Genomic DNA, 20,009 nt, shown 5'->3' with positions numbered 1-20,009 from the left:
TTCCTTTGGAACTGTTCAGTCAGCATGAAACCGATTCAGCTGCCCCTAGGTGTGCGTCTGCGTGACGACGCCACCTTTATCAACTACTACCCAGGCGCCAATGCCGCTGCACTCGGCTATGTCGAGCGGCTATGCGAAGCCGACGCCGGCTGGACCGAAAGCCTGATCTACCTTTGGGGCAAGGATGGGGTAGGGCGTACGCACCTGTTGCAGGCTGCGTGCCTGCGCTTCGAGCAATTGGGAGAGCCTGCGGTGTATCTGCCGCTGGCCGAGCTGCTCGATCGCGGTATCGAGATTCTCGATAACCTTGAGCAGTACGAACTGGTTTGCCTCGATGACCTGCAGGCGGTTGCCGGCAAGGCAGACTGGGAAGAGGCGCTGTTCCATCTGTTCAATCGCCTGCGCGACAGTGGCCGGCGCCTGCTGATTGCCGCGTCGACATCCCCGCGCGAGTTGCCGGTGAAGCTGGCGGACCTCAAGTCACGCCTGACCCTGGCCTTGATCTTCCAGATGCGCCCACTGTCCGACGAGGACAAATTGCGTGCCCTGCAATTGCGCGCATCCCGTCGCGGACTGCACCTGACTGATGAGGTCGGGCATTTCATCCTGACTCGCGGCACCCGCAGCATGAGTGCACTGTTCGAGCTGCTTGAGCGCCTCGATCAGGCCTCCCTCCAGGCTCAGCGCAAGCTGACAATCCCGTTTTTGAAAGAAACCCTCGGCTGGTAGATCCGCTGAAACCGGGGCTTACAGCCAGTTCGGCATATTTCAGGCGCCAGAAAATCCGCTTTCCTGCAAGGTTGCAGGCCGCGTGCATGTTTAAAATGGGCTTAAGCGCTTAGATGTAAACGAGAAACCAATAAGTCACAAAAAGATTGATTGAATTTGCAAATGAGGTCGATAGCGGGCATAGTCTCGACTTCTTTACAACTTCAGCCACGGTCGTGCCCATGCTAAATCGCTTCGCACCCCTCGTGCCTCTCGCACTCGTCACCCTGTTGTTCGGTTGCGCTGCCCACACTCCAGTGGCCCAGCAGCAACAGCAGGTTCAAAACCCGGCCACTGCCCAGTCTTCCGCTCTTTATCAGGAAGCTTTTTACCAGGAAGAGAAGGCCACCGAAAAAGAACTCGCAGACTTCGCTGGCGGCAAGTCCTACCAGCTTCCGGTCCTGGCCGACAGCATCCTCGAACGTGGCATGTCCCTGATCGGTACCCGTTACCGTTTCGGCGGCACTTCTGAAGCCGGCTTCGATTGCAGTGGTTTCATCGGCTACCTGTTCCGCGAAGAAGCGGGCATGAACCTGCCGCGCTCCACCCGCGAAATGATCAACGTGGACGCTCCGCTGGTCTCGCGCAGCAAGCTTGAGCCGGGCGATCTGCTGTTCTTCGCAACCAACGGTCGTCGTGGTCGCGTCAGTCACGCCGGGATCTACCTGGGTGACAACCAGTTCATCCACTCCAGCAGCCGCCGCAGCGGTGGTGTGCGCATCGATAGCCTGGGCGACAGCTACTGGAGCAAGACCTTCATCGAGGCCAAGCGCGCCCTGGCGATGGCACCTAACACGTCGCCAATCGTCACAGCACGTAAATAAGCGGACATTTTGTAAGGCGAACTTAAAGTCTTACTTGAAGTTTGTCGTGTAGCCGCTAAAATCTTGATCTACAAATGATGGCAAACCGCCTGCGTCCAGCGCAGGCGGTTTTCTTTTCTGCGCTCCCCGCAGAAAAAAGCCGCAGCCAGATCAGGATGTTCTGCTTATGACGACGTCGGCCCGCCTCGCAATCATGTTCTTCGCAGCGCTGCTCAGTGCCTGCGCCAGCCGCACACCGCCTCCTGCGCCGGTGGTTCGCGCGCCCATCGTATTTGGTTCCCCACAAGCATTTTCGCCCGAAGCGGAAGACGTGCTGTTTCGCGCGCTCGGCCTGGTGGGTACGCCTTATCGCTGGGGTGGCAACACGCCGGATTCCGGATTTGATTGCAGCGGCCTGATCGCGTACGTGTACCGCGATGTCACCGGCATTGCCTTGCCGCGCACGACTCGCGAGATGATCTCCATGCAAGCGGCGAGTGTTGGCAAGGAAGGCCTGCAGACTGGCGACCTGCTTTTCTTCGCTACCAATGGTGGTTCCCAGGTCAGTCATGCCGGGATCTACGTGGGAGAAGGGCGTTTCGTCCACGCGCCGGCCACTGGCGGCACCGTGAAGCTCGACAGCCTGTCCAAGGCCTATTGGCAAAAGGCTTACCTGAGCGCCAAGCGTGTTCTGCAGCCTGAACATCTGGCGCGTAACCCGTAACGTCCGGAGCTGCTGCTCATGACTGCTCGCACGCTCAATCTCGACGACGCTCTGTATCAATACCTGCTTGATGTTTCCCTGCGCGAAACACCACTGCTCAAGCGCTTGCGCGATGAGACCCAGGCGCTGCCGATGGCGCGCTGGCAGGTGGCGCCGGAGCAGGGACAGTTTCTCGCCTTGCTGGTAAAGCTGACAGGCGCCAGGCGCTTGCTCGAAGTCGGTACTTTCACCGGATACAGCGCGCTGTGCATGGCGGCGGCATTGCCGGCTGACGGTTCGCTGATTTGCTGTGATATCCCCGGCGACTACAACGCCATCGCACGGCGCTACTGGCAGGAAGCGGGACTCACCGGACGGATCGACCTGCGCCTGGCACCCGCACTGGAAACCCTCGCCGAGCTTGAGTGGCAAGGTGGGGGCGAGCAGTTCGACCTGGTGTTCATCGATGCCGACAAGGCTAACTACCCGAGTTATCTGGAACATGCCCTGCGTTTGCTGCGGGTCGGTGGGCTGGCGCTGTTCGACAACACCCTGTGGAGCGGGCGCGTGCTTGAGACCAACCCCGAGAGTGCGGACACCCGGGCGATCCAGGCGCTCAACCTGGCGTTGAAGGATGATGTGCGGGTGGATTTGTCGTTGTTGCCGTTGGGGGATGGACTCACACTCTGTCGCAAACGCTAAGCCCTTGTGGGAGCGAGCCTGCTCGCGAATGCGCACGGTCAGTCGACAAGTTTGGTGACTGATACACCGCTTTCGCGAGCAGGCTCGCTCCCACAGGTTAAGTGGCTTACTTGACTGCCGACACCCGCCACACCTTGTTCCCCACATCATCGGCCACCAGCAGATCGCCCTGCCGGTCGATCACCACGCCCACCGGGCGGCCCATGGCTTCTTCCTTTTCGTTGAGAAAACCGCTGAGCACTTCAATCGGTTGTCCCGCAGGTTTGCCTGCGCTGAACGGCACGAAAATCACTTTGTAGCCACTGTGGGGGTTACGGTTCCAGGAGCCGTGCTGGCCGATGAAGGCCCCTTGGGTGAACGGCGCCGGCAGCTTGCTGTTTTCGGCGAAGGTCAGGCCCAGTGATGCCGTGTGCGGGCCGACGGCATAGTCCGGAGCGATGGCCTTGGCCACCAGACCGGGGTTTTGCGGCTCGACGCGGCTATCGACATGCTGGCCGTAATAGCTGTAAGGCCAGCCATAGAATGCGCCGTCCTTGACCGAGGTGATGTAGTCCGGGACCAGGTCGCTGCCAATTTCATCCCGTTCGTTGACCGCAGTCCACAGCGCGCCACTGTGCGGTTCCCAGGCCATGCCGTTGGGGTTGCGCAGGCCGGAGGCGAAGATCCGCTGCTGGCTGGTGGCACGATCCACTTCCCAGATCGCTGCGCGACCTTCTTCCTTGTCCATGCCGTTTTCCGCGACGTTGCTGTTGGAGCCCACGGTGACGTAGAGCTTGCGGCCGTCCTTGCTGGCGATGACGTTTTTGGTCCAGTGGTGGTTCAGCGGGCCACCCGGCAGGTCGACCACTTTGACCGGTGGTGACTTGATCTGCGTATCGCCACTTTCATAGTGAAAGCGCAGCAGGCGATCAGTGTCGGCCACATACAGGTCCTTGCCGACCAGGGTCATGCCGAAGGGCGAGTTGAGGTTTTGCAGAAACACCGTGCGGGTTTCCGCGACGCCATCGTGGTCCTTGTCGCGCAGCAAGGTGATGCGGTTCGCGCTGGGCACCCTGGCCCCGGCGCGTCCCATGACTTGCTTCATGACCCAGCCGCGAATGCCTTTGCCGTCTTCGGGTTTGGGTGGCGCGTTGGTTTCCGCCACCAGTACGTCGCCGTTGGGCAGTACATAAAGCCAGCGGGGGTGATCGAGGTTTTCGGCAAAAGCGGCCACTTGAGTGCCCGCGGCGGCGACGGGTTTCGCGTCCTGTGGCCAGCCGATGGCCGGGGCGATGTTCACAGTCGGGATCAGGGTTTTGTTGGGGGGCGGCAGTTGGGGTGAAGGGCCGGTGCCGTCGGAGACTTGCAGGCCGGCGGTCTCACTACAACCGGCGAGCCCTCCGCAGATCGCGAAAACGAGAACGAGCGGGGGCGTGCGCATACGGGTGTTCCCTATGAATGCCTTGTTCTAATCATAGAGACGCGTTGTCGTCCAATGGTTCAACCCCTAGCCACGTGCTTCCTTGAACAGCACCGCAATGCCGGGGTGATAGTTGCCGGCTTCATTGCGCAACTTGCGGTAGGCATACGGGAAATACCAGGCGACTGCGCAGGTGTGTTCCTTTTGCAGGTCGTCGACCATGTCCTGGAGTTCTTCCGGTGTCGCGCCTTGCTGGGCTTTTTGCGGGGCGACGAACAGGCAGCCGAGTTTCAGGTCGCTGGCGTGGCTCAGGCGCTTCGCATCGCTGGCGATGTCGAGCAGGGCCTGGCTCAGATTGAGGCTGTTGACCCGTGGCCAGCGCTGGCTGGTCTGGATGTAGGCGCGGGTTTCGGGCGAGGCGAGGAACAGGTCGGCGCGGCTGTTGCGTTCGCCTTCTTCGGTCTGCTTGCGGGTGGGTGTCTGTTGCAGTGTGACCATCTCGGCCATCCAGGCGGCGGCCGACAGCAGTCCGAGATTGGCTTTTTCGTCGTGCCAGTAGGGTGTGTCGCCATCACCGCGGACGGCGTTGTAGCGGTCGATGCATTCGAACCAGCGCTCGAGCACAGGGCGCAGGAATTCCAGCTTTGGATTGCTGATGATCATGCCTTGCATGGGCTCACCCTTGTTATTGTGTTGTGAGGTTGTGGCTCTTTGATATCACTGCTGAGAGCGAGGCACAAGATTGACGTCAGTTTTTTGATTGACGACAGTTATTCGGCAGCTGGCCTCCCGGCTTTAATTGACGCTCCACCCCCAACCCTCTAACCTTCGCGGCTTGTTTCAGGTGCTCTGTGACTTGGGTCGACAGAGTGAAACAGGGAAGCCGGTGAGCGAGTTCTTCTGTTGGTCGAGGAACCGCAATTCCGGCGCTGCCCCCGCAACGGTAAATGAGTGAAAACTGTGTCTGATGCCACTGTGTCGATTCGATGCGGGAAGGCGCACAGTCTGGCTTTGCGCCACTCATGAGCCCGGAGACCGGCCTGATTCATCCAGCGGCATCACGGTGGGCGATGCCAGGCTTGTTGCCTTCTATTGCTGTGCCTGCCCGCCGTTATTCCTGCCTCAACGGAGAGCTCCCCCATGACTGATACCCCCGATCGTGACGAACGCCACCTGGCGCGCATGCAGCGCAAAAAAGCCGTGATCGACGAGCGCATCGCCAATTCCCCGAACGAGTGTGGTCTGTTGCTGGTGCTGACCGGCAACGGCAAGGGCAAGAGCAGTTCGGCTTTCGGCATGCTCGCCCGCGCCATGGGGCACGGCATGCAATGCGGCGTGGTGCAGTTCATCAAGGGCCGCAACAGTACCGGCGAAGAGTTGTTCTTCCGGCGCTTTCCCGAGCAGGTGCGTTTTCATGTGATGGGCGAAGGGTTTACCTGGGAAACCCAGGACCGTCAGCGCGACATCGCTGCCGCCGAAGCGGCGTGGGCGGTGTCCCGGGAACTGCTGCGCGATCCGTCCATCGGCCTGGTGGTGCTCGATGAGCTGAACATCGCCCTCAAGCACGGCTACCTCGATCTCGATCAGGTGCTCAGCGACTTGCAGGCACGGCCGCCGATGCAACACGTGGTGGTCACCGGGCGTGCCGCCAAGCCGGAAATGATCGAGATGGCCGACACGGTCACCGAAATGGGCATGATCAAACACGCCTTTCAGGCCGGGATCAAAGCGCAGAAAGGCGTCGAGCTGTGAACCAGCCTCGTCATTGCCCGGCGGTTCTGATTGCCGCGCCGGCCTCCGGCCAGGGCAAGACCACCGTTACTGCGGCGCTGGCCCGCTTGCATCGCAATCAGGGGCGCAAAGTTCGCGTGTTCAAGTGCGGCCCCGACTTTCTCGATCCGATGATCCTCGAACGCGCCAGCGGTGCGCCGGTGTATCAACTGGACATGTGGATGGTCGGCGAGCAGGAGAGTCGCCGGTTGCTGTGGGAAGCGGCTGCTGACGCCGACCTGATCCTGATCGAAGGCGTCATGGGGCTGTTCGACGGTACGCCGTCGAGCGCCGATCTGGCGCGGCATTTCGGTGTGCCGGTGCTGGGTGTGATCGACGGCACCGCCATGGCCCAGACCTTCGGCGCACTGGCCCTGGGGCTGGCGCGTTATCAGCCGGACTTGCCGTTCGCCGGCGTGCTGGCCAACCGCGTCGGCACGCTGCGCCACGCGCAACTGCTCGAGGGCAGCCTGACTGAAGGGTTGCGCTGGTACGGCGCGCTGTCCCGGGAAACCGGGATTGAACTGCCGAGCCGACACCTGGGGCTGGTTCAAGCCAGTGAACTGAATGATCTCGACCTGCGCCTCGATGCGGCAGCCGATGCCCTGGCCAGCAGTTGCGAGGTCGCGCTGCCACCGGCAGTCGAGTTCGCCGCCCCCGATGTCATCGTCGCCGAACCGCTGCTGGCCGGTGTGCGCATTGCGGTGGCCCGTGATGAAGCCTTTGCGTTCACCTACGGTGCGAGCCTGGATTTGCTGCGGGCGATGGGTGCCGAGTTGTCGTTCTTCTCGCCGATCCGCGACCGCCAATTGCCGGAGGCGGACAGCCTGTATCTGCCGGGCGGTTACCCGGAACTGCACCATGTTGCGCTGGCGCAAAACACTGAGATGCTAGAGGCGATCCGCGCCCACCACCAGGCGGGCAAACCCTTGCTCGCCGAGTGTGGCGGCATGCTTTACCTGCTCGACTCCCTGACCGATGTCGAGGGTACTCGCGCTGAACTTGCGGGCTTGCTGGCCGGTGATGCGGTCATGCAAAAGCGTCTGGCGGCGCTGGCGTTGCAAGCGGTGGAACTGCCCGAAGGTTCGCTGCGCGGGCACACCTATCACCATTCGCTGACCAGCACTGAATTGGCGCCGATTGCCCGAGGCGTGAGCCCTAACGGCGGGCGCGGCGCGGAAGCGGTTTATCGCGAGGGGCGGATGACCGCCTCTTACGTGCACTTTTATTTTCCGTCGAACCCCTCGGCGATTGCCGCGCTGTTTGCGCCGGACCGTGGGACGGCCTTCGCGAGCAGGCTCGCTCCCACATTTGATGGTGAGTTGCCTGAAGAAACGCAATCCTCTGTGGGAGCGAGCCTGCTCGCGAAGAGGCCATGACGAACAACACATTTTCTGAAGCCGAACGCGCAGCGGTCTATCGCGCCATCGCCGAGCGCCGCGACATGCGCCACTTCAGCGGCGGCACCGTCGAGCCCGAGTTGCTCCAGCGCCTGCTCGAGGCTGCGCATCAGGCACCAAGCGTCGGCCTGATGCAGCCCTGGCGCTTCATCCGCATCAGTGATCGCGCCTTGCGCGGGCAAATCCAGGCCCTGGTGGAAGAGGAGCGCGTGCGCACCGCCGAAGCCCTCGGCGAGCGCAGCGACGAGTTCATGAAGCTCAAGGTGGAAGGCATCAACGATTGCGCCGAGGTACTGGTCGCCGCACTGATGGACGACCGCGAGCAGCATATCTTCGGCCGTCGCACCTTGCCGGAAATGGACATGGCCTCGCTGTCCTGTGCCATCCAGAACCTGTGGCTCGCGTCTCGCGCCGAAGGGCTGGGCATGGGCTGGGTGTCGCTGTTCGAACCCCAGGCACTGGCGGACCTGCTGAGGCTGCCGCCGGGAGCCAAACCGCTGGCGGTGTTGTGCCTGGGGCCGGTAAAGGCGTTCTACCCGGCGCCGATGCTGGTGCTCGAAGGCTGGGCGCAGGCGCGTGCGCTGCATGAATTGCTGTATGAAAATTATTGGGGAGTGAGTCAATGAGTGTGGCGTTGTTGAGTGTCGCCGCGGTTGCGCTGGATGCGCTGCTGGGTGAACCCAAACGCTGGCATCCGCTGGTGGCGTTCGGCCGTTTTGCCGATCGCATCGAACAACGTTTCAACGGCGGCGGTCGCGGCTGGCGCAGCCATGGCGTCACCGCGTGGGTGATCGCCGTGCTGCCGCTGGTGCTGCTGGTCACGGCATTCTCCTGGGCGCCTTACGTTGGCTGGATCGTCGAGATTCTCGCGCTCTATTGCGCCCTCGGCATGCGCAGCCTCGGTGAACACGTCACGCCGGTGGCCAAGGCCTTGCGCGGCGATGATCTTGATGAAGCACGCAAGCGTGTGAGTTATCTGGTCAGCCGTAAAACCAGTGACCTGGATAAAACCGAAGTCGCCCGTGCCGCCACCGAGTCGGTGCTGGAAAACGGTAGCGACGCGGTGTTTGCCGCGTTGTTCTGGTTTGCCGTGGCCGGTGCGCCGGGCGTGGTGCTCTATCGCCTGAGCAATACGCTGGATGCGATGTGGGGCTATCGCAATGAGCGCTTCGAACGGTTCGGCTGGGCGGCGGCGAAGATCGATGACGTGCTCAATTACATTCCAGCGCGTCTGGTGGCACTGACTTACGCGCTGCTGGGCAAAACCCGGCTGGCGTTGAAATGCTGGCGCGCCCAGGGCCCGACCTGGGACAGCCCGAACGCCGGCCCGGTGATGGCGGCAGGGGCAGGGGCCCTTGGCGTCGAGTTGGGTGGCGCGGCGATTTATCACGGCGAACTGCACCAGCGTCCGCAACTGGGCGAAGGCGTGCCGGCGGACGCCGACTCCATTGATCGGGGCTGGCAACTGGTCCAGCGCGGGGTATGGTTATGGCTGCTGATTCTCTGCCTGGGGGCCGAATTTTATGCTTGAGCACGGTGGACGATTGCGCAAGGCGGCGCTCGAATACGGCATAGATGAAGCCGACTGGCTGGACCTGTCGACGGGCCTTGCGCCCTGGCCGTTCCCGGTGCCGGATATTCCGCTGCGGGCCTGGGCCCGTTTGCCGGAGGCGGACGATGGTCTGGAACAGGCCGCCTGTGATTACTACGGCACCTTGCAGGCATTGCCGGTGGCCGGTTCGCAAATGGCGATCCAGCTGCTGCCGCGATTGCGGCGGGCAGGCAAGGTGGGTGTGTTGTCGCCGTGTTACGCCGAGCACGCCGAAGCCTGGCGTCGCAACGGCTACATCGTGCGGGAAGTACTGGAGCAGGAAGTCGACTTCTTCATCGACAGTTTCGACGTGCTGGTGGTGGTCAATCCGAATAACCCCACGGGCCTGAGCCTCACCCCCAGTCGCCTGCTCGACTGGCACACGCGACTGGCCCAGCGCGGCGGCTGGCTAGTGGTGGACGAAGCGTTCATGGATAACACGCCGCAACTGAGCCTGGCGCCGTTTGCCCATCAGGTCGGGCTGATCGTCTTGCGCTCCTTCGGCAAGTTTTTCGGCCTGGCCGGTGTGCGCCTGGGGTTTGTGCTGGCCGAGCGCAAGTTGCTCAAGTTGCTGGCAGAACAAGTGGGGCCCTGGGCCGTGAGCGGGGCAACCCGGGTTGTGGGACAGGCCTGCCTGCGCGATACGCAGGGGCAAACGCGGCAACGGGTGCGCACCGAAGAGGCCAGCGAGCGCCTGGCGTCGTTGCTGCAGCAACACGGCTTCGAGCCCCAGGGCGGCTGTGCGCTGTTCCAGTGGCTGGTCACCGAGCGCGCCGAAGCACTGCATGAATTCATGGCCCGGCGCGGTATTCTCCTGCGGTTGTTCACGCACAACAGCAGCCTGCGATTCGGCCTGCCCGGTGACGAAGCCGCTTGGGTGCGACTGGCTCAGGCCTTCGAAGATTTCGCCAAGGAAAACCAATGACCACGCTGATGGTGCAGGGCACCACGTCGGATGCCGGTAAAAGCACGCTGGTGACTGCGTTGTGCCGTTGGGCCACGCGTCAGGGCGTCAGGGTGGTGCCGTTCAAGCCGCAGAACATGGCACTCAACAGTGCGGTGACCGCCGACGGCGGCGAGATTGGCCGTGCCCAGGCGGTTCAGGCCCAGGCCGCGCACCTCGCACCGCACACCGACATGAATCCGGTCTTGCTCAAGCCCAACAGTGATACCGGTGCCCAGGTGATCATCCATGGCCGCGCCGTCACGACCATGAACGCCGTCGCCTATCACGACTACAAAAGCATCGCCATGCAAGCGGTACTGGCCTCCCACGAGCGCTTGAGCGCGGCGTATCCGCTGGTGATGGTCGAAGGCGCAGGCTCGCCGGCGGAAATCAATTTGCGCGCCGGCGACATCGCCAACATGGGCTTCGCCGAAGCGGTGGATTGCCCGGTGTTGCTGATTGCCGATATCAATCGCGGCGGGGTTTTCGCCCATCTGGTGGGTACCCTCGAACTGCTGTCGCCGAGCGAACAGGCGCGGGTCAAAGGCTTCATCATCAATCGTTTTCGCGGTGACATCGCGTTGCTGCAACCCGGTCTCGACTGGCTTGAAGAACGCACCGGCAAACCGGTGATGGGCGTGCTGCCGTACGTGATGGACCTGCACCTGGAGGCCGAAGACGGCATCGATCAACGCCAGACCGATAAAGCCGAACGGGTGCTGAAAGTCGTGGTGCCGGTGCTGCCGCGCATCAGCAATCACACCGATTTCGATCCGCTGCGCCTGCATCCGCAAGTGGACCTGCAATTCATCGGGCCCGGCCAGGTGGTTCCACCTGCCGACCTGATCATTCTTCCTGGTTCGAAAAGTGTCCGCAGCGACCTCGCGTACCTGCGGGCCAACGGCTGGGAAAACGCGATTGCCCGGCATCTGCGTTACGGCGGGAAACTGCTGGGGATCTGTGGTGGCCTGCAGATGCTCGGTGAGCAGGTGCATGACCCGCTGGGCCTCGAGGGCGCGCCGGGTTCCAGTGCCGGTTTGGGGCTGCTGGCGTTCCAGACCCGGCTCGAACAAGAGAAACAGCTGCGCAATGTCTGCGGTCGCCTGGCGCTGGAAGATGCGCCGGTATCAGGCTATGAAATCCATGCCGGCGTGACCACCGGACCGGCTCTGGAAAATGCCGCCGTGCATCTGGATGACGGACGCTGCGATGGTGCGCAAAGTGCAGACGGACAGATTGTCGGCACCTACTTGCACGGGCTGTTCGAGTCGCCGGCGGCGTGCAGTGCGCTGTTGCGCTGGGCCGGTTTGCAGGAGGTGCAGGCCGTGGATTACCACGCCTTGCGCGAGCGCGATATCGAGCGGCTGGCGGATCTGGTGGAGAAGCATCTGGATACCGGGCTGTTGCGGCAGCTCTGTGGAATTTGAGGCGTCTGTGCTGGCCTCATCGCGGGCAAGCCAGCTCCCACAGGGGATTGCAACTAGACACAAATCCCGGGAACGCCCAATAACCTTGTAGGAGCGGGCTTGCCCGCGATGAGGCCAGTCGCCTCAGCGAAAATTTCAAGGAAAACAACCATGCTCCAACTGATCCTCGGCGGCGCCCGCTCCGGCAAGAGTCGCCTGGCTGAAAAACTCGCCATCGACAGCGCCCTGACCGTGACCTACATCGCCACCAGCCAGCCACTGGATGGCGAAATGAGCGAGCGGGTGGCTCATCACCGCGCCCGTCGTCCTGCCGAATGGGCACTGATTGAAGAACCGCTGGAACTGGCCCGGGTACTGCGTGAAAGCGCCCGTGCCGACCACTGTCTGCTGGTGGATTGCCTGACCCTATGGCTGACCAACCTGCTGATGCTCGACGATGCCGGGCGCTTGCAAGCCGAGCGTGATGCCCTGCTGGACTGCCTGGCAGCGTTGCCGGGTGAAATCATTTTTGTCAGCAACGAGACCGGAATGGGTGTTGTGCCGCTGGGTGAATTGACTCGCCGCTATGTCGATGAAGCCGGTTGGCTGCATCAAGCTCTGGCTGAGCGCTGTCAGCGTGTCGTCCTGACCGTCGCCGGCCTGCCCCTGACTCTGAAAGGAACTGCGTTATGACTCAATCCTGGTGGCTGAACCCGTGCAGGCCGGTCGATACCCAAGCGCTCGAACAGGCCCAGGCGCGGCAACAGCAACTGACCAAGCCGGCCGGCTCCCTCGGTCAGCTGGAATCGGTGGCGGTGCAACTGGCAGGCTTGCAGGGGCGGGTCAAGCCGAGTCTGGAACAGGTGTGGATCGCGATATTTGCCGGCGACCATGGCGTGGTCGCCGAGGGCGTGTCGGCCTATCCCCAGGAAGTCACCGGGCAGATGCTGCTCAACTTCGTCAGCGGTGGTGCGGCGATCAGCGTACTGGCGCGACAACTGGGCGCTTCCCTTGAGGTGGTTGACCTTGGCACGGTGACGTCGTCGCTGAACCTGCCCGGTGTGCGTCACCTGAACGTCGGCCCGGGCACGGCGAATTTTGTACAGGGGCCGGCCATGACCGCAGCCCAGGGACAACTCGCTCTACAGGCTGGCCGTGACAGCGTGCAACGGGCGATTGCCAGCGGCGCGCAGTTGTTCATCGGTGGCGAAATGGGCATTGGCAACACCACCGCCGCCAGCGCCCTGGCCTGTGCCTTGCTCGATTGCCCGGTGGGCCATTTGACCGGGCCTGGCACCGGGCTCAACGCCGAAGGTGTCAGCCACAAAGCCCGGGTGATCGAGCGCGCCCTGGCATTGCATGGCCCGCAGCGTGGCGATGCCTTGCAGACCCTGTTCAACCTCGGTGGCTTCGAGATTGCCGCGCTGGTCGGTGCCTATCTCGCCTGTGCTCAAGAAGGTGTCGCGGTGCTGGTGGACGGCTTCATCTGCAGTGTCGCTGCGCTGGTCGCGGTGCGCTTGAATCCTGAATGCCGTCAGTGGCTGTTGTTCGGTCATCGCGGCGCCGAGCCGGGGCACCGTCATGTGCTGGAAACCCTGGATGCGCAACCCTTGCTTGATCTTGGTCTGCGGCTCGGTGAAGGCAGTGGCGCGGCATTGGCTGTGCCGCTGTTGCGTCTGGCGTGCGACCTGCACGGGCAAATGGCGACCTTCGCCGAAGCCGCCGTGGCAGATCGTCCGGCATGACCCTGCGCGTGGATCTGTTGCGTCACGGTGAAACCGAATTCGGCGGTGGCCTGCGCGGCAGCATCGATGATGCCTTGACCGACACGGGATGGGCGCAGATGCGCGCCGCCGTGGTCGGGCAGGGGCCATGGGACCGGTTGGTCAGTTCGCCGTTGCAGCGTTGTGCGCGGTTTTCCGAGGAACTCGGTGCACAACTGGGTGTACCGGTGCAGTTGGATAAAGACCTGCAAGAGTTGCATTTCGGTGCCTGGGAAGGGCAGAGCGCGGCGGCGTTGATGGAAACCGACGCGCAGGCGCTCGGCTTGTTCTGGGCCGATCCTTACTCGTTCACGCCGCCTCAGGGTGAGCCGGTTGCAGGCTTTTCGACACGGGTATTGGCAGCGCTGGAGCGTTTGCACGCGACCTGTGCCGGTGAGCGCATTCTGCTGATCAGCCACGGCGGGGTGATGCGCCTGTTGCTGGCACAAGCTCGCGGGCTGCCGCGAGAGCAGCTGCTCAACGTTGAGGTCGGGCATGGCGCACTGTTTTCGCTGACGATGGAGTCCGATGGTTTGTTGAAGGAAGTGCTTTGACCATGTTGCCATTCTGGATCGCCCTGCAATTTCTCAGCAGCCTGCCGATTCGCCTGCCCGGCATGCCTGAGCCTGGGGAACTGGGGCGGTCACTGCTGTTTTATCCGCTGGTGGGATTGCTCTTTGGCGTGATTCTGTGGGCAGTGAGCTGGCTGTTGCAGGGTACGCCGGCGTTGTTGCACGCGGCGTTATTGCTGAGCGTTTGGGTACTGCTCAGCGGCGGGTTGCATCTCGATGGACTGGCGGATAGCGCCGACGCCTGGCTCGGTGGTTTTGGCGACCGTGAGCGTACGCTGACCATCATGAAAGACCCGCGCAGCGGGCCGATCGCCGTGGTGACGCTGGTGCTGGTGTTGTTGCTCAAGTTCACTGCGCTGCTGGCGTTGATCGGGCAACCGGATTCGCTGGCATTGATCATCGTGCCGTTGATCGGTCGCAGCGCCTTGCTCGGCTTGTTCCTGACCACACCCTATGTGCGTGCCGGTGGCCTGGGGCAGGCATTGGCCGATCATCTTCCGCGCTCGGCGGGCAGGCAGGTGTTGGCGGTCAGTGCACTGGCCTGTGTGCTGATTGCCGGTTTGAGTGGTGTGCTGGCGGTGGTGTTGGCGGTTCTCGGGTTTGTCTGGTTGCGGCTGGTGATGCTGCGGCGTCTGGGTGGCACGACGGGGGACACGGCGGGCGCAATGCTGGAGTTGCTGGAAGTTGCAGTGCTGGTAGGCTTGGCGCTGTTCTGATGGGGGTGTATTGAATGTTCCGGCCTCATCGCGAGCAGGCTCGCTCCCACAGTTGATCGCATTCCAATGTGGGAGCGAGCCTGCTCGCGATGGCGATGTACAGGACGCCGTCCATTCACCGGTCAAAACCCATGCCACTTGATTTAACCGACTCGCGGGTATATACACGCACCATGCTCGATTCCCAATGTTTATGCATCAACCTGCGTCGCGCCGCCCGTGGCGTCAGCAGGCATTACGACGGCGCTCTCGACGGCTTCGGGATCAACGTTGCGCAGTATTCTTTGCTGTGCAATCTGCAGCGTCTGGATCAGCCGAGCATTTCAACCCTGGCCGAGGCCATGGGCCTGGATCGCAGCACCTTGGGGCGCAATTTGCGGGTGCTGGAGGGGGAGGGCCTGGTGACACTGGTCGAAGGCGAAGACATGCGCAACCGCATCGTCCTGCTGACCGAGGCCGGGGCGGAGCGTCTCAAGGCTGCCTTGCCGGCCTGGGAAGCCGCACAACAGCGCTTGATCGATCGCCTGGGGGCCGAGAAGCGCGAAATCTTATTGAAGCTGCTGGACGAACTGGCGTGACGCCGGTTTTTCCGAGCATAAGCGGGTATATACCCGCTACCGGAGAACAACAATGACATCAATGTGGCGTACGTGCGGTTGGGTTCTGTTGGGGAGTGCGCTGATCCTCGCGTTGTCTCTGGGGGTTCGACATGGCTTCGGGCTGTTTCTGGCGCCGATGAGTGCCGAGTTCGGCTGGGGTCGTGAAGTCTTTGCCTTCGCCATCGCCTTGCAGAACCTGATCTGGGGCCTCGCCCAGCCATTCACCGGCGCGCTGGCCGACCGCTTCGGTGCGGCGAAAGTGGTGTTGATCGGTGGCGTCCTTTACGCAGCCGGGCTGATTTGCATGGGGCTCTCCGACTCGGCAGTGACCCTGTCCCTGAGCGCCGGCCTGCTGATCGGTATCGGTCTGTCCGGCACGTCGTTCTCGGTGATTCTGGGTGTGGTCGGCCGCGCAGTACCACCGGAAAAGCGCAGCATGGGCATGGGGATCGCCAGTGCTGCCGGCTCGTTCGGCCAGTTCGCGATGTTGCCCGGCACGCTCGGGTTGATCGGATGGCTTGGCTGGTCCGCGGCTTTGCTCGCGCTGGGCTTGCTGGTGGCGTTGATCGTACCGCTGGTGAGCATGCTCAAGGACAAGCCATTACCCGTCCTGGGCCATGAACAAACCCTTGGCGAAGCACTGCGCGAAGCCTGCTCGCATTCCGGATTCTGGCTGCTGGCGTTCGGCTTTTTTGTCTGCGGATTCCAGGTGGTGTTCATCGGTGTGCACTTGCCCGCCTATCTGGTGGATCAACATCTACCGGCCACGGTCGGCACCACGGTGCTGGCGCTGATCGGCCTGTTCAACATTTTCGGCACCTATACCGCCGGGTGGCTCGGTGGGCGCATGTCCAAGCCGCGTTTGCTCACCGGCCTGTACTTGTTGCGGGCGGTGGTCATTGCGTTGTTTCTGTGGGCACCGGTGACCACCACCACGGCCTACCTGTTCGGCATGGCCATGGGCTTCCTGTGGCTGTCGACGGTGCCATTGACCAACGGTACGGTGGCGACCTTGTTCGGCGTGCGAAACCTGTCCATGCTCGGTGGGATAGTTTTCCTGTTTCACCAGCTCGGTTCGTTCCTGGGCGGCTGGCTGGGCGGGGTGGTGTATGACCGAACCGGGAGTTATGACTTGATCTGGCAAGTGGCAATTCTCCTGAGCCTGTTGGCCGCTGCCCTCAACTGGCCGGTGCGTGAACGGCCGGTGGCGCGTCTGCAAACACAGATGAGTGCGACATGAACAGTCTTTGGCCTCGGATCGCTGTAGCCGCCATCTGCGCCTTGTTGCTGGCGTTGTCGTGGTGGGGCTGGCATCAGGGCGGGCTGGCGCTGATGCAGTTGGGCATGGGGGCTTGCTCGTGAGCGGCGAGGGCGAGTAACGTCGCTTTTGACGAATTATCAAGGAGGCTCGAGATGCTCAAGCGCTGGTGTGCTGTTCCCGCGTTGCTGATGGCGTTGTCCGGGCCGGCTTGGGCCGCTGACTGTCCGGAGGTGCTGCAGGGCTCGCTGCCGAAGTTGCGGGCCAAGGAGTCCATCGACCTGTGCCAGCGTTACGCCGACAAGCCGCTGGTGGTGGTCAATACCGCCAGTTTCTGCGGCTTCGCACCGCAGTTCGAGGGCCTTGAGGCACTCAATCAGCGCTACAAGGGGCAAGGGCTGGAAATACTCGGCGTGCCGTCAAACGACTTCAAGCAGGAGTCCAAAGACAGCGCCGAGACTGCGAAAGTCTGCTATGCCAACTACGGCGTGACCTTCACCATGACTGAGCCACAGAAGGTTCGCGGCGAAGACGCAACGCACTTGTTCAAAGTCCTCGCCCGTCAAACCAGTGCGCCGAAGTGGAATTTCTACAAGTATGTGGTCGATCGCCAGGGCAAGGTGATCGCCAGTTTCTCCAGCCTGACCAAACCGGATGATCCCGAGTTCATCGCCGCGGTAGAAAAAGCCCTGGCTTCGCCACCGCTCGCTTCGACCCCCTGATCGACGCCCACAGAAAAAGCCCCGCCTCTATAAAGAGAGCGGGGCTTTTTTTGATTCCGATGGCGAGCGGTTCAGGCTCGCCGGGAATCATCAGAAGCGGTAGGTTGCACCGAGACCGAAACCGTTCGCGTAGTTTTCATACTTGGCGTTGTAGTGTTGGTTGCGGTCGTTGCTGTTGTCGATCTTGACCGACTCTTCGCGCAGGTACGAGTACGCCAGGTCGATGGTCAGGTCGTCGGTCGGGCTCCAGCCAGCGCCCACGCTGAAGATCTTGCGATCGCCCGTTGGGATGCGTGGGGAACGGTCAACGTTGTTGGTCGGTGCCTGGTCAATGGACAGACCGGTACGCAGTACCCACTGCTTGTTCAGCTGATAGGACGCGCCGATGGCGTGAGCCCAGGTGTCGTGCCAGTTCTGTTCTTCGGTGATGGTACCGAACTGGCCATTCAGAACGGTTGGAACACCTTTGTTTTCAACGGTGATTTCTTCCAGGCGGCTCCAGCGGGTCCAGGTACTGCCTGCGTACAGAGTCCACTTGTCGTCGAGCTGGTGAGTGACCGAGAAGTCCACCGATTCAGGTGTGGTCAGGTCCAGCGAGGCATCGTACTTCTGGTTCGGGTTCTGGCCGATCAGGCCCAGCACGCCGTAGTTGACCTTGGTGTCACCTTCGAGCTTGTACTTCACTTTCGAGTGGTAGGTCAGGCCGACGCGAGTGCTGTCGGTGGCTTGAACCAGCAGGCCGATGTTGTAGCCCAGCGCGGTGTCGTCACCTGTGATCTTGACCTTGCCATCTGGCTGGGACTGGGTGATCGACAGGTTCGATTCCAGGGTGCCGTCGATGCGGTTGATGGTCGGGCCGAAACCAATGGAGACCTTGTCGTTGAAGGCGTAGCTGACAGTCGGTTGCAGGGTGACGATTCTAACTTCGCTCTTGCTGCCGAAGTAGCGGCCGGCAAAGTTGTTTTCGTAGTCGGTGACCAGACCGAATGGTGCGTACACGCCTACACCGAAGGCCCACTGGTCATCGATTGGCTTGACGTAATAGCCCATAGGCACGCCCATGAAGGGGACCATGTCACCCTTGTTGGTGCCGCTGTTCGGACTGGAGCTGGCATCACTGATGTCGGTGTGTGCGTCGATAAATGCAACGCCGCCGGTCACTTGTTCGCGTTTGAGGCGAGACATGCCGGCAGGGTTGCCAAAAATGGTGGATGCGTCGTCGGCAGAGGAAGATCGCCCGGCAAAACCTGACCCCATCCCGCTGATGCTTTGTTCGTTGAGGGCAAAGCCACTTGCGAAAATCTGGGTGGATGCCATGGCAACGGCGAGACTAATGGTGGTTTTGAGCATTACTTTTTTCATTATTAGAACTCCTGGTGATCAGCGGGGCGAAAATTACCAACATTTTCGTCCCGGCGCCATAGGCTGTATGCCTTGAGTTAGAGCGGTTTTGTAGGACAATCAGACCAAAATCACCACATGTTTCGCGATGTTTGGATCCAGAGGTGTCAGCAGGCTACCTGATTCAGGGGTGAAACACAGGTTTGCCAGGCGCTGGTGAAATCACGCAGACGGCCCTGGGGATGAAATGTCTGGCGCCAGATCCTGGCCATGCCCAACAGATCATCAGGGGAGGGGAGGGGGGTATTCTGTTCTTCCACCAGCAGCCAGGCGATGGCTGTGGCGTAACGCAGGTTGACGGTCAACTCGAGGTGCGGCCCGCTCAGAAACGCATGTTGGCTGGCCAGGCCGCGGACCAGGCTTGCACGCTCCGGATCAAGGGCCAGGTAATGGTCCCAAAGGGCCTGGTGGCGGGGCTCGGCGATGCGATACAGGCCGTGCCCACGGCGGTCATGCAGGGCGGAGCCAAGGGCTGACTGGCTGGCGGCAATGCCCAGCAGCAGGGATTCGGCAGTAGCGCTATGACGTCCGAGGTAGATCAATGTCGGACGAATCACATAGCGGCACAGTTCGCTGGCAGCGATACCCATAAAACCCTCGAAACATGAATTGGACGGCGATGCCTGAAGGGGGGGCTTGGCAGCTGTGAATCGGTTCAGGCTCGCCGCAAGCGGGTCAAGCCGCTTGAGTTGAAGTGTAGTGTCATATTCGCGCTGTAAAGGACTGTTTTTAAAATATTTCCAGCGACCAGTTATAACCCTTATATCGGATCGTGCTTAGTCGTGGTTCGAGGATAGGGAAACATCGGGCAATAAAAAGCCCTGCTTTTCGGGCAGGGCTTTCGGGTTTTTCAGCCTTTCTGGCGTTTCAGGCAACCAGGGCCTGACGGGTACGTTCGATCACGGCCTGCAGCGGCTCGGCGCTGGAGTATTGATCGGGGTACAGGCGTTCGCTGTGACGAGCGATGCCGTGTTCGTTGACCAGGGTGAAGCTGAAGCAGCCTTTGCGAGCGGCCATGATCAGGCAGTTCATTGGTGCAAAAGCGTTGGTTAGGGTGCGAATGGCATCCTGAGTGTGGATTTGAGTAGACATTATTGGGTGTTCCTACAAATGACACGGATAAGAACCGTGCAACGTTAAAACGTTCCAGTAACGTCGATCACCATTGATCGAACGAAGAACCCGACTGGAACAAAGCAGCCAGTTTGAAGCGCTGATAAGTTGGCGCGCTTGGGCTGGCAGGTAGGTACTTAGGAGGGCAGGCAACACATCGAGGGCAAAGGTTCTGGGCCCGGGGTGAAGATCCTGATCAATTTGCAGGTTGGTTCGAGCAGAGTAGGCAGGCGGAGTAACACCCTTTGCTTTCGATTCAAAGGTTGTGTCGGCGCAAGATTTACCTGGAAACCATCGAGGTGGTCGATCCCGCTTGTTCGGTGGAGGCTTCCTTCGGGAAGGCTGACCGGGGGGATTTGTTCGACCAGAATTGACTT

23 protein-coding genes and 1 riboswitch are annotated in these 20,009 nt (G+C 61.5%); of the genes, 18 read left to right on the top strand and 5 right to left on the bottom strand.

The features are described from left to right. The first annotated feature begins 24 nt into the window (after positions 1–24). The 4 genes from hda (at position 25) to PPUTUW4_RS19185 (ending at position 2,976) form a co-directional block, all read left to right on the top strand. On the top strand, positions 25–729 hold the full coding sequence (hda, locus tag PPUTUW4_RS19200; RefSeq protein ID WP_007898944.1) for a DnaA regulatory inactivator Hda: 705 nt from the start codon (positions 25–27) through the stop codon (positions 727–729). A gap of 221 nt (positions 730–950) precedes the next feature. After that, positions 951–1,592: an NlpC/P60 family protein gene (locus tag PPUTUW4_RS19195; RefSeq protein WP_015096170.1), complete on the top strand. Its 642-nt coding sequence runs from the start codon at positions 951–953 to the stop codon at positions 1,590–1,592. Between the two features lie 166 nt (positions 1,593–1,758). Beyond that, entirely contained in the window at positions 1,759–2,295 is a 537-nt protein-coding gene (locus PPUTUW4_RS19190) for a C40 family peptidase (RefSeq protein ID WP_015096169.1), read from the top strand. Between the two features lie 18 nt (positions 2,296–2,313). After that, entirely contained in the window at positions 2,314–2,976 is a 663-nt protein-coding gene (locus PPUTUW4_RS19185) for a class I SAM-dependent methyltransferase (protein ID WP_015096168.1), read from the top strand. 106 nt (positions 2,977–3,082) lie between these two features. On the opposite strand, the gene PPUTUW4_RS19180 is transcribed toward PPUTUW4_RS19185, so the two are convergent. Together PPUTUW4_RS19180 and PPUTUW4_RS19175 are read right to left on the bottom strand one after the other, a co-directional pair. Beyond that, the gene (locus tag PPUTUW4_RS19180; protein ID WP_015096167.1) at positions 3,083–4,396 is read right to left on the bottom strand and encodes a sorbosone dehydrogenase family protein; all 1,314 of its coding nucleotides are present in this window, start codon (positions 4,394–4,396) and stop codon (positions 3,083–3,085) included. Between the two features lie 66 nt (positions 4,397–4,462). Beyond that, complete coding sequence (locus PPUTUW4_RS19175) at positions 4,463–5,047, bottom strand: hypothetical protein (RefSeq protein ID WP_015096166.1); 585 nt, start codon at positions 5,045–5,047, stop codon at positions 4,463–4,465. Positions 5,048–5,200: 153 nt separating this feature from the next. Continuing rightward, positions 5,201–5,434, top strand: a riboswitch (cobalamin riboswitch). An 81-nt stretch (positions 5,435–5,515) separates the two neighbouring features. Between PPUTUW4_RS19175 and cobO the strand changes: the two genes are divergently transcribed. The 14 genes from cobO (at position 5,516) to PPUTUW4_RS19110 (ending at position 17,118) form a co-directional block, all read left to right on the top strand. Then, positions 5,516–6,127 carry a cob(I)yrinic acid a,c-diamide adenosyltransferase gene (gene cobO, locus PPUTUW4_RS19170; protein WP_007984541.1) on the top strand — a complete coding sequence of 204 codons (612 nt, stop codon included), beginning with the start codon at positions 5,516–5,518 and terminating at the stop codon, positions 6,125–6,127. After that, the gene (locus PPUTUW4_RS19165) at positions 6,124–7,524 is read left to right on the top strand and encodes a cobyrinate a,c-diamide synthase (RefSeq protein WP_015096165.1); all 1,401 of its coding nucleotides are present in this window, start codon (positions 6,124–6,126) and stop codon (positions 7,522–7,524) included. Before cobO ends, PPUTUW4_RS19165 begins: the two co-directional genes overlap by 4 nt. After that, the gene (bluB, locus tag PPUTUW4_RS19160; RefSeq protein WP_015096164.1) at positions 7,521–8,171 is read left to right on the top strand and encodes a 5,6-dimethylbenzimidazole synthase; all 651 of its coding nucleotides are present in this window, start codon (positions 7,521–7,523) and stop codon (positions 8,169–8,171) included. Before PPUTUW4_RS19165 ends, bluB begins: the two co-directional genes overlap by 4 nt. After that, positions 8,168–9,076, top strand: a complete 909-nt coding sequence (gene cbiB / locus PPUTUW4_RS19155; RefSeq protein ID WP_015096163.1) for an adenosylcobinamide-phosphate synthase CbiB — start codon at positions 8,168–8,170, stop codon at positions 9,074–9,076. Before bluB ends, cbiB begins: the two co-directional genes overlap by 4 nt. Further along, positions 9,069–10,061 (top strand): threonine-phosphate decarboxylase CobD, encoded by a 993-nt coding sequence (cobD, locus tag PPUTUW4_RS19150; RefSeq protein WP_015096162.1) that lies wholly within the window; start codon positions 9,069–9,071, stop codon positions 10,059–10,061. Before cbiB ends, cobD begins: the two co-directional genes overlap by 8 nt. Next, the gene (locus PPUTUW4_RS19145) at positions 10,058–11,509 is read left to right on the top strand and encodes a cobyric acid synthase (RefSeq protein ID WP_015096161.1); all 1,452 of its coding nucleotides are present in this window, start codon (positions 10,058–10,060) and stop codon (positions 11,507–11,509) included. Before cobD ends, PPUTUW4_RS19145 begins: the two co-directional genes overlap by 4 nt. A gap of 150 nt (positions 11,510–11,659) precedes the next feature. Continuing rightward, a complete protein-coding gene (cobU, locus tag PPUTUW4_RS19140) occupies positions 11,660–12,181 on the top strand; it encodes a bifunctional adenosylcobinamide kinase/adenosylcobinamide-phosphate guanylyltransferase (RefSeq protein ID WP_015096160.1) in 522 nt (173 codons plus the stop codon). Beyond that, complete coding sequence (gene cobT, locus PPUTUW4_RS19135) at positions 12,178–13,233, top strand: nicotinate-nucleotide--dimethylbenzimidazole phosphoribosyltransferase (protein ID WP_015096159.1); 1,056 nt, start codon at positions 12,178–12,180, stop codon at positions 13,231–13,233. The genes cobU and cobT overlap by 4 nt, the downstream gene beginning before the upstream one ends. Then, complete coding sequence (cobC, locus tag PPUTUW4_RS19130) at positions 13,230–13,805, top strand: alpha-ribazole phosphatase family protein (protein ID WP_015096158.1); 576 nt, start codon at positions 13,230–13,232, stop codon at positions 13,803–13,805. The genes cobT and cobC overlap by 4 nt, the downstream gene beginning before the upstream one ends. A gap of 2 nt (positions 13,806–13,807) precedes the next feature. Beyond that, complete coding sequence (locus tag PPUTUW4_RS19125) at positions 13,808–14,539, top strand: adenosylcobinamide-GDP ribazoletransferase (protein ID WP_015096157.1); 732 nt, start codon at positions 13,808–13,810, stop codon at positions 14,537–14,539. Between the two features lie 173 nt (positions 14,540–14,712). Continuing rightward, a complete protein-coding gene (locus PPUTUW4_RS19120; protein WP_007984513.1) occupies positions 14,713–15,117 on the top strand; it encodes a MarR family transcriptional regulator in 405 nt (134 codons plus the stop codon). Between the two features lie 52 nt (positions 15,118–15,169). Then, positions 15,170–16,378 (top strand): MFS transporter, encoded by a 1,209-nt coding sequence (locus PPUTUW4_RS19115; RefSeq protein ID WP_015096156.1) that lies wholly within the window; start codon positions 15,170–15,172, stop codon positions 16,376–16,378. Then, on the top strand, positions 16,375–16,500 hold the full coding sequence (locus PPUTUW4_RS30510; RefSeq protein WP_015096155.1) for a hypothetical protein: 126 nt from the start codon (positions 16,375–16,377) through the stop codon (positions 16,498–16,500). The genes PPUTUW4_RS19115 and PPUTUW4_RS30510 overlap by 4 nt, the downstream gene beginning before the upstream one ends. Before the next feature lie 51 nt (positions 16,501–16,551). Continuing rightward, positions 16,552–17,118, top strand: a complete 567-nt coding sequence (locus PPUTUW4_RS19110; RefSeq protein ID WP_015096154.1) for a glutathione peroxidase — start codon at positions 16,552–16,554, stop codon at positions 17,116–17,118. 90 nt (positions 17,119–17,208) lie between these two features. Here PPUTUW4_RS19110 and PPUTUW4_RS19105 read toward each other — a convergent pair whose 3' ends face one another. The 3 genes from PPUTUW4_RS19105 to PPUTUW4_RS19095 form a co-directional block, all read right to left on the bottom strand. Then, positions 17,209–18,480 carry an outer membrane protein transport protein gene (locus PPUTUW4_RS19105; RefSeq protein WP_015096153.1) on the bottom strand — a complete coding sequence of 424 codons (1,272 nt, stop codon included), beginning with the start codon at positions 18,478–18,480 and terminating at the stop codon, positions 17,209–17,211. A 146-nt stretch (positions 18,481–18,626) separates the two neighbouring features. Next, entirely contained in the window at positions 18,627–19,109 is a 483-nt protein-coding gene (locus PPUTUW4_RS19100; RefSeq protein ID WP_007977587.1) for a hypothetical protein, read from the bottom strand. Between the two features lie 277 nt (positions 19,110–19,386). Continuing rightward, on the bottom strand, positions 19,387–19,611 hold the full coding sequence (locus tag PPUTUW4_RS19095; RefSeq protein ID WP_007898912.1) for a hypothetical protein: 225 nt from the start codon (positions 19,609–19,611) through the stop codon (positions 19,387–19,389). Positions 19,612–20,009: the final 398 nt, after the last annotated feature.

Origin of the sequence: Pseudomonas sp. UW4 (assembly GCF_000316175.1) — a bacterium.
GTDB classification, from domain to species: Bacteria; Pseudomonadota; Gammaproteobacteria; order Pseudomonadales; family Pseudomonadaceae; genus Aquipseudomonas; species Aquipseudomonas laurylsulfatiphila.
Note: the sequence above shows the minus strand (reverse complement) of the source record. Positions and strands in the feature narration are given on the sequence as shown.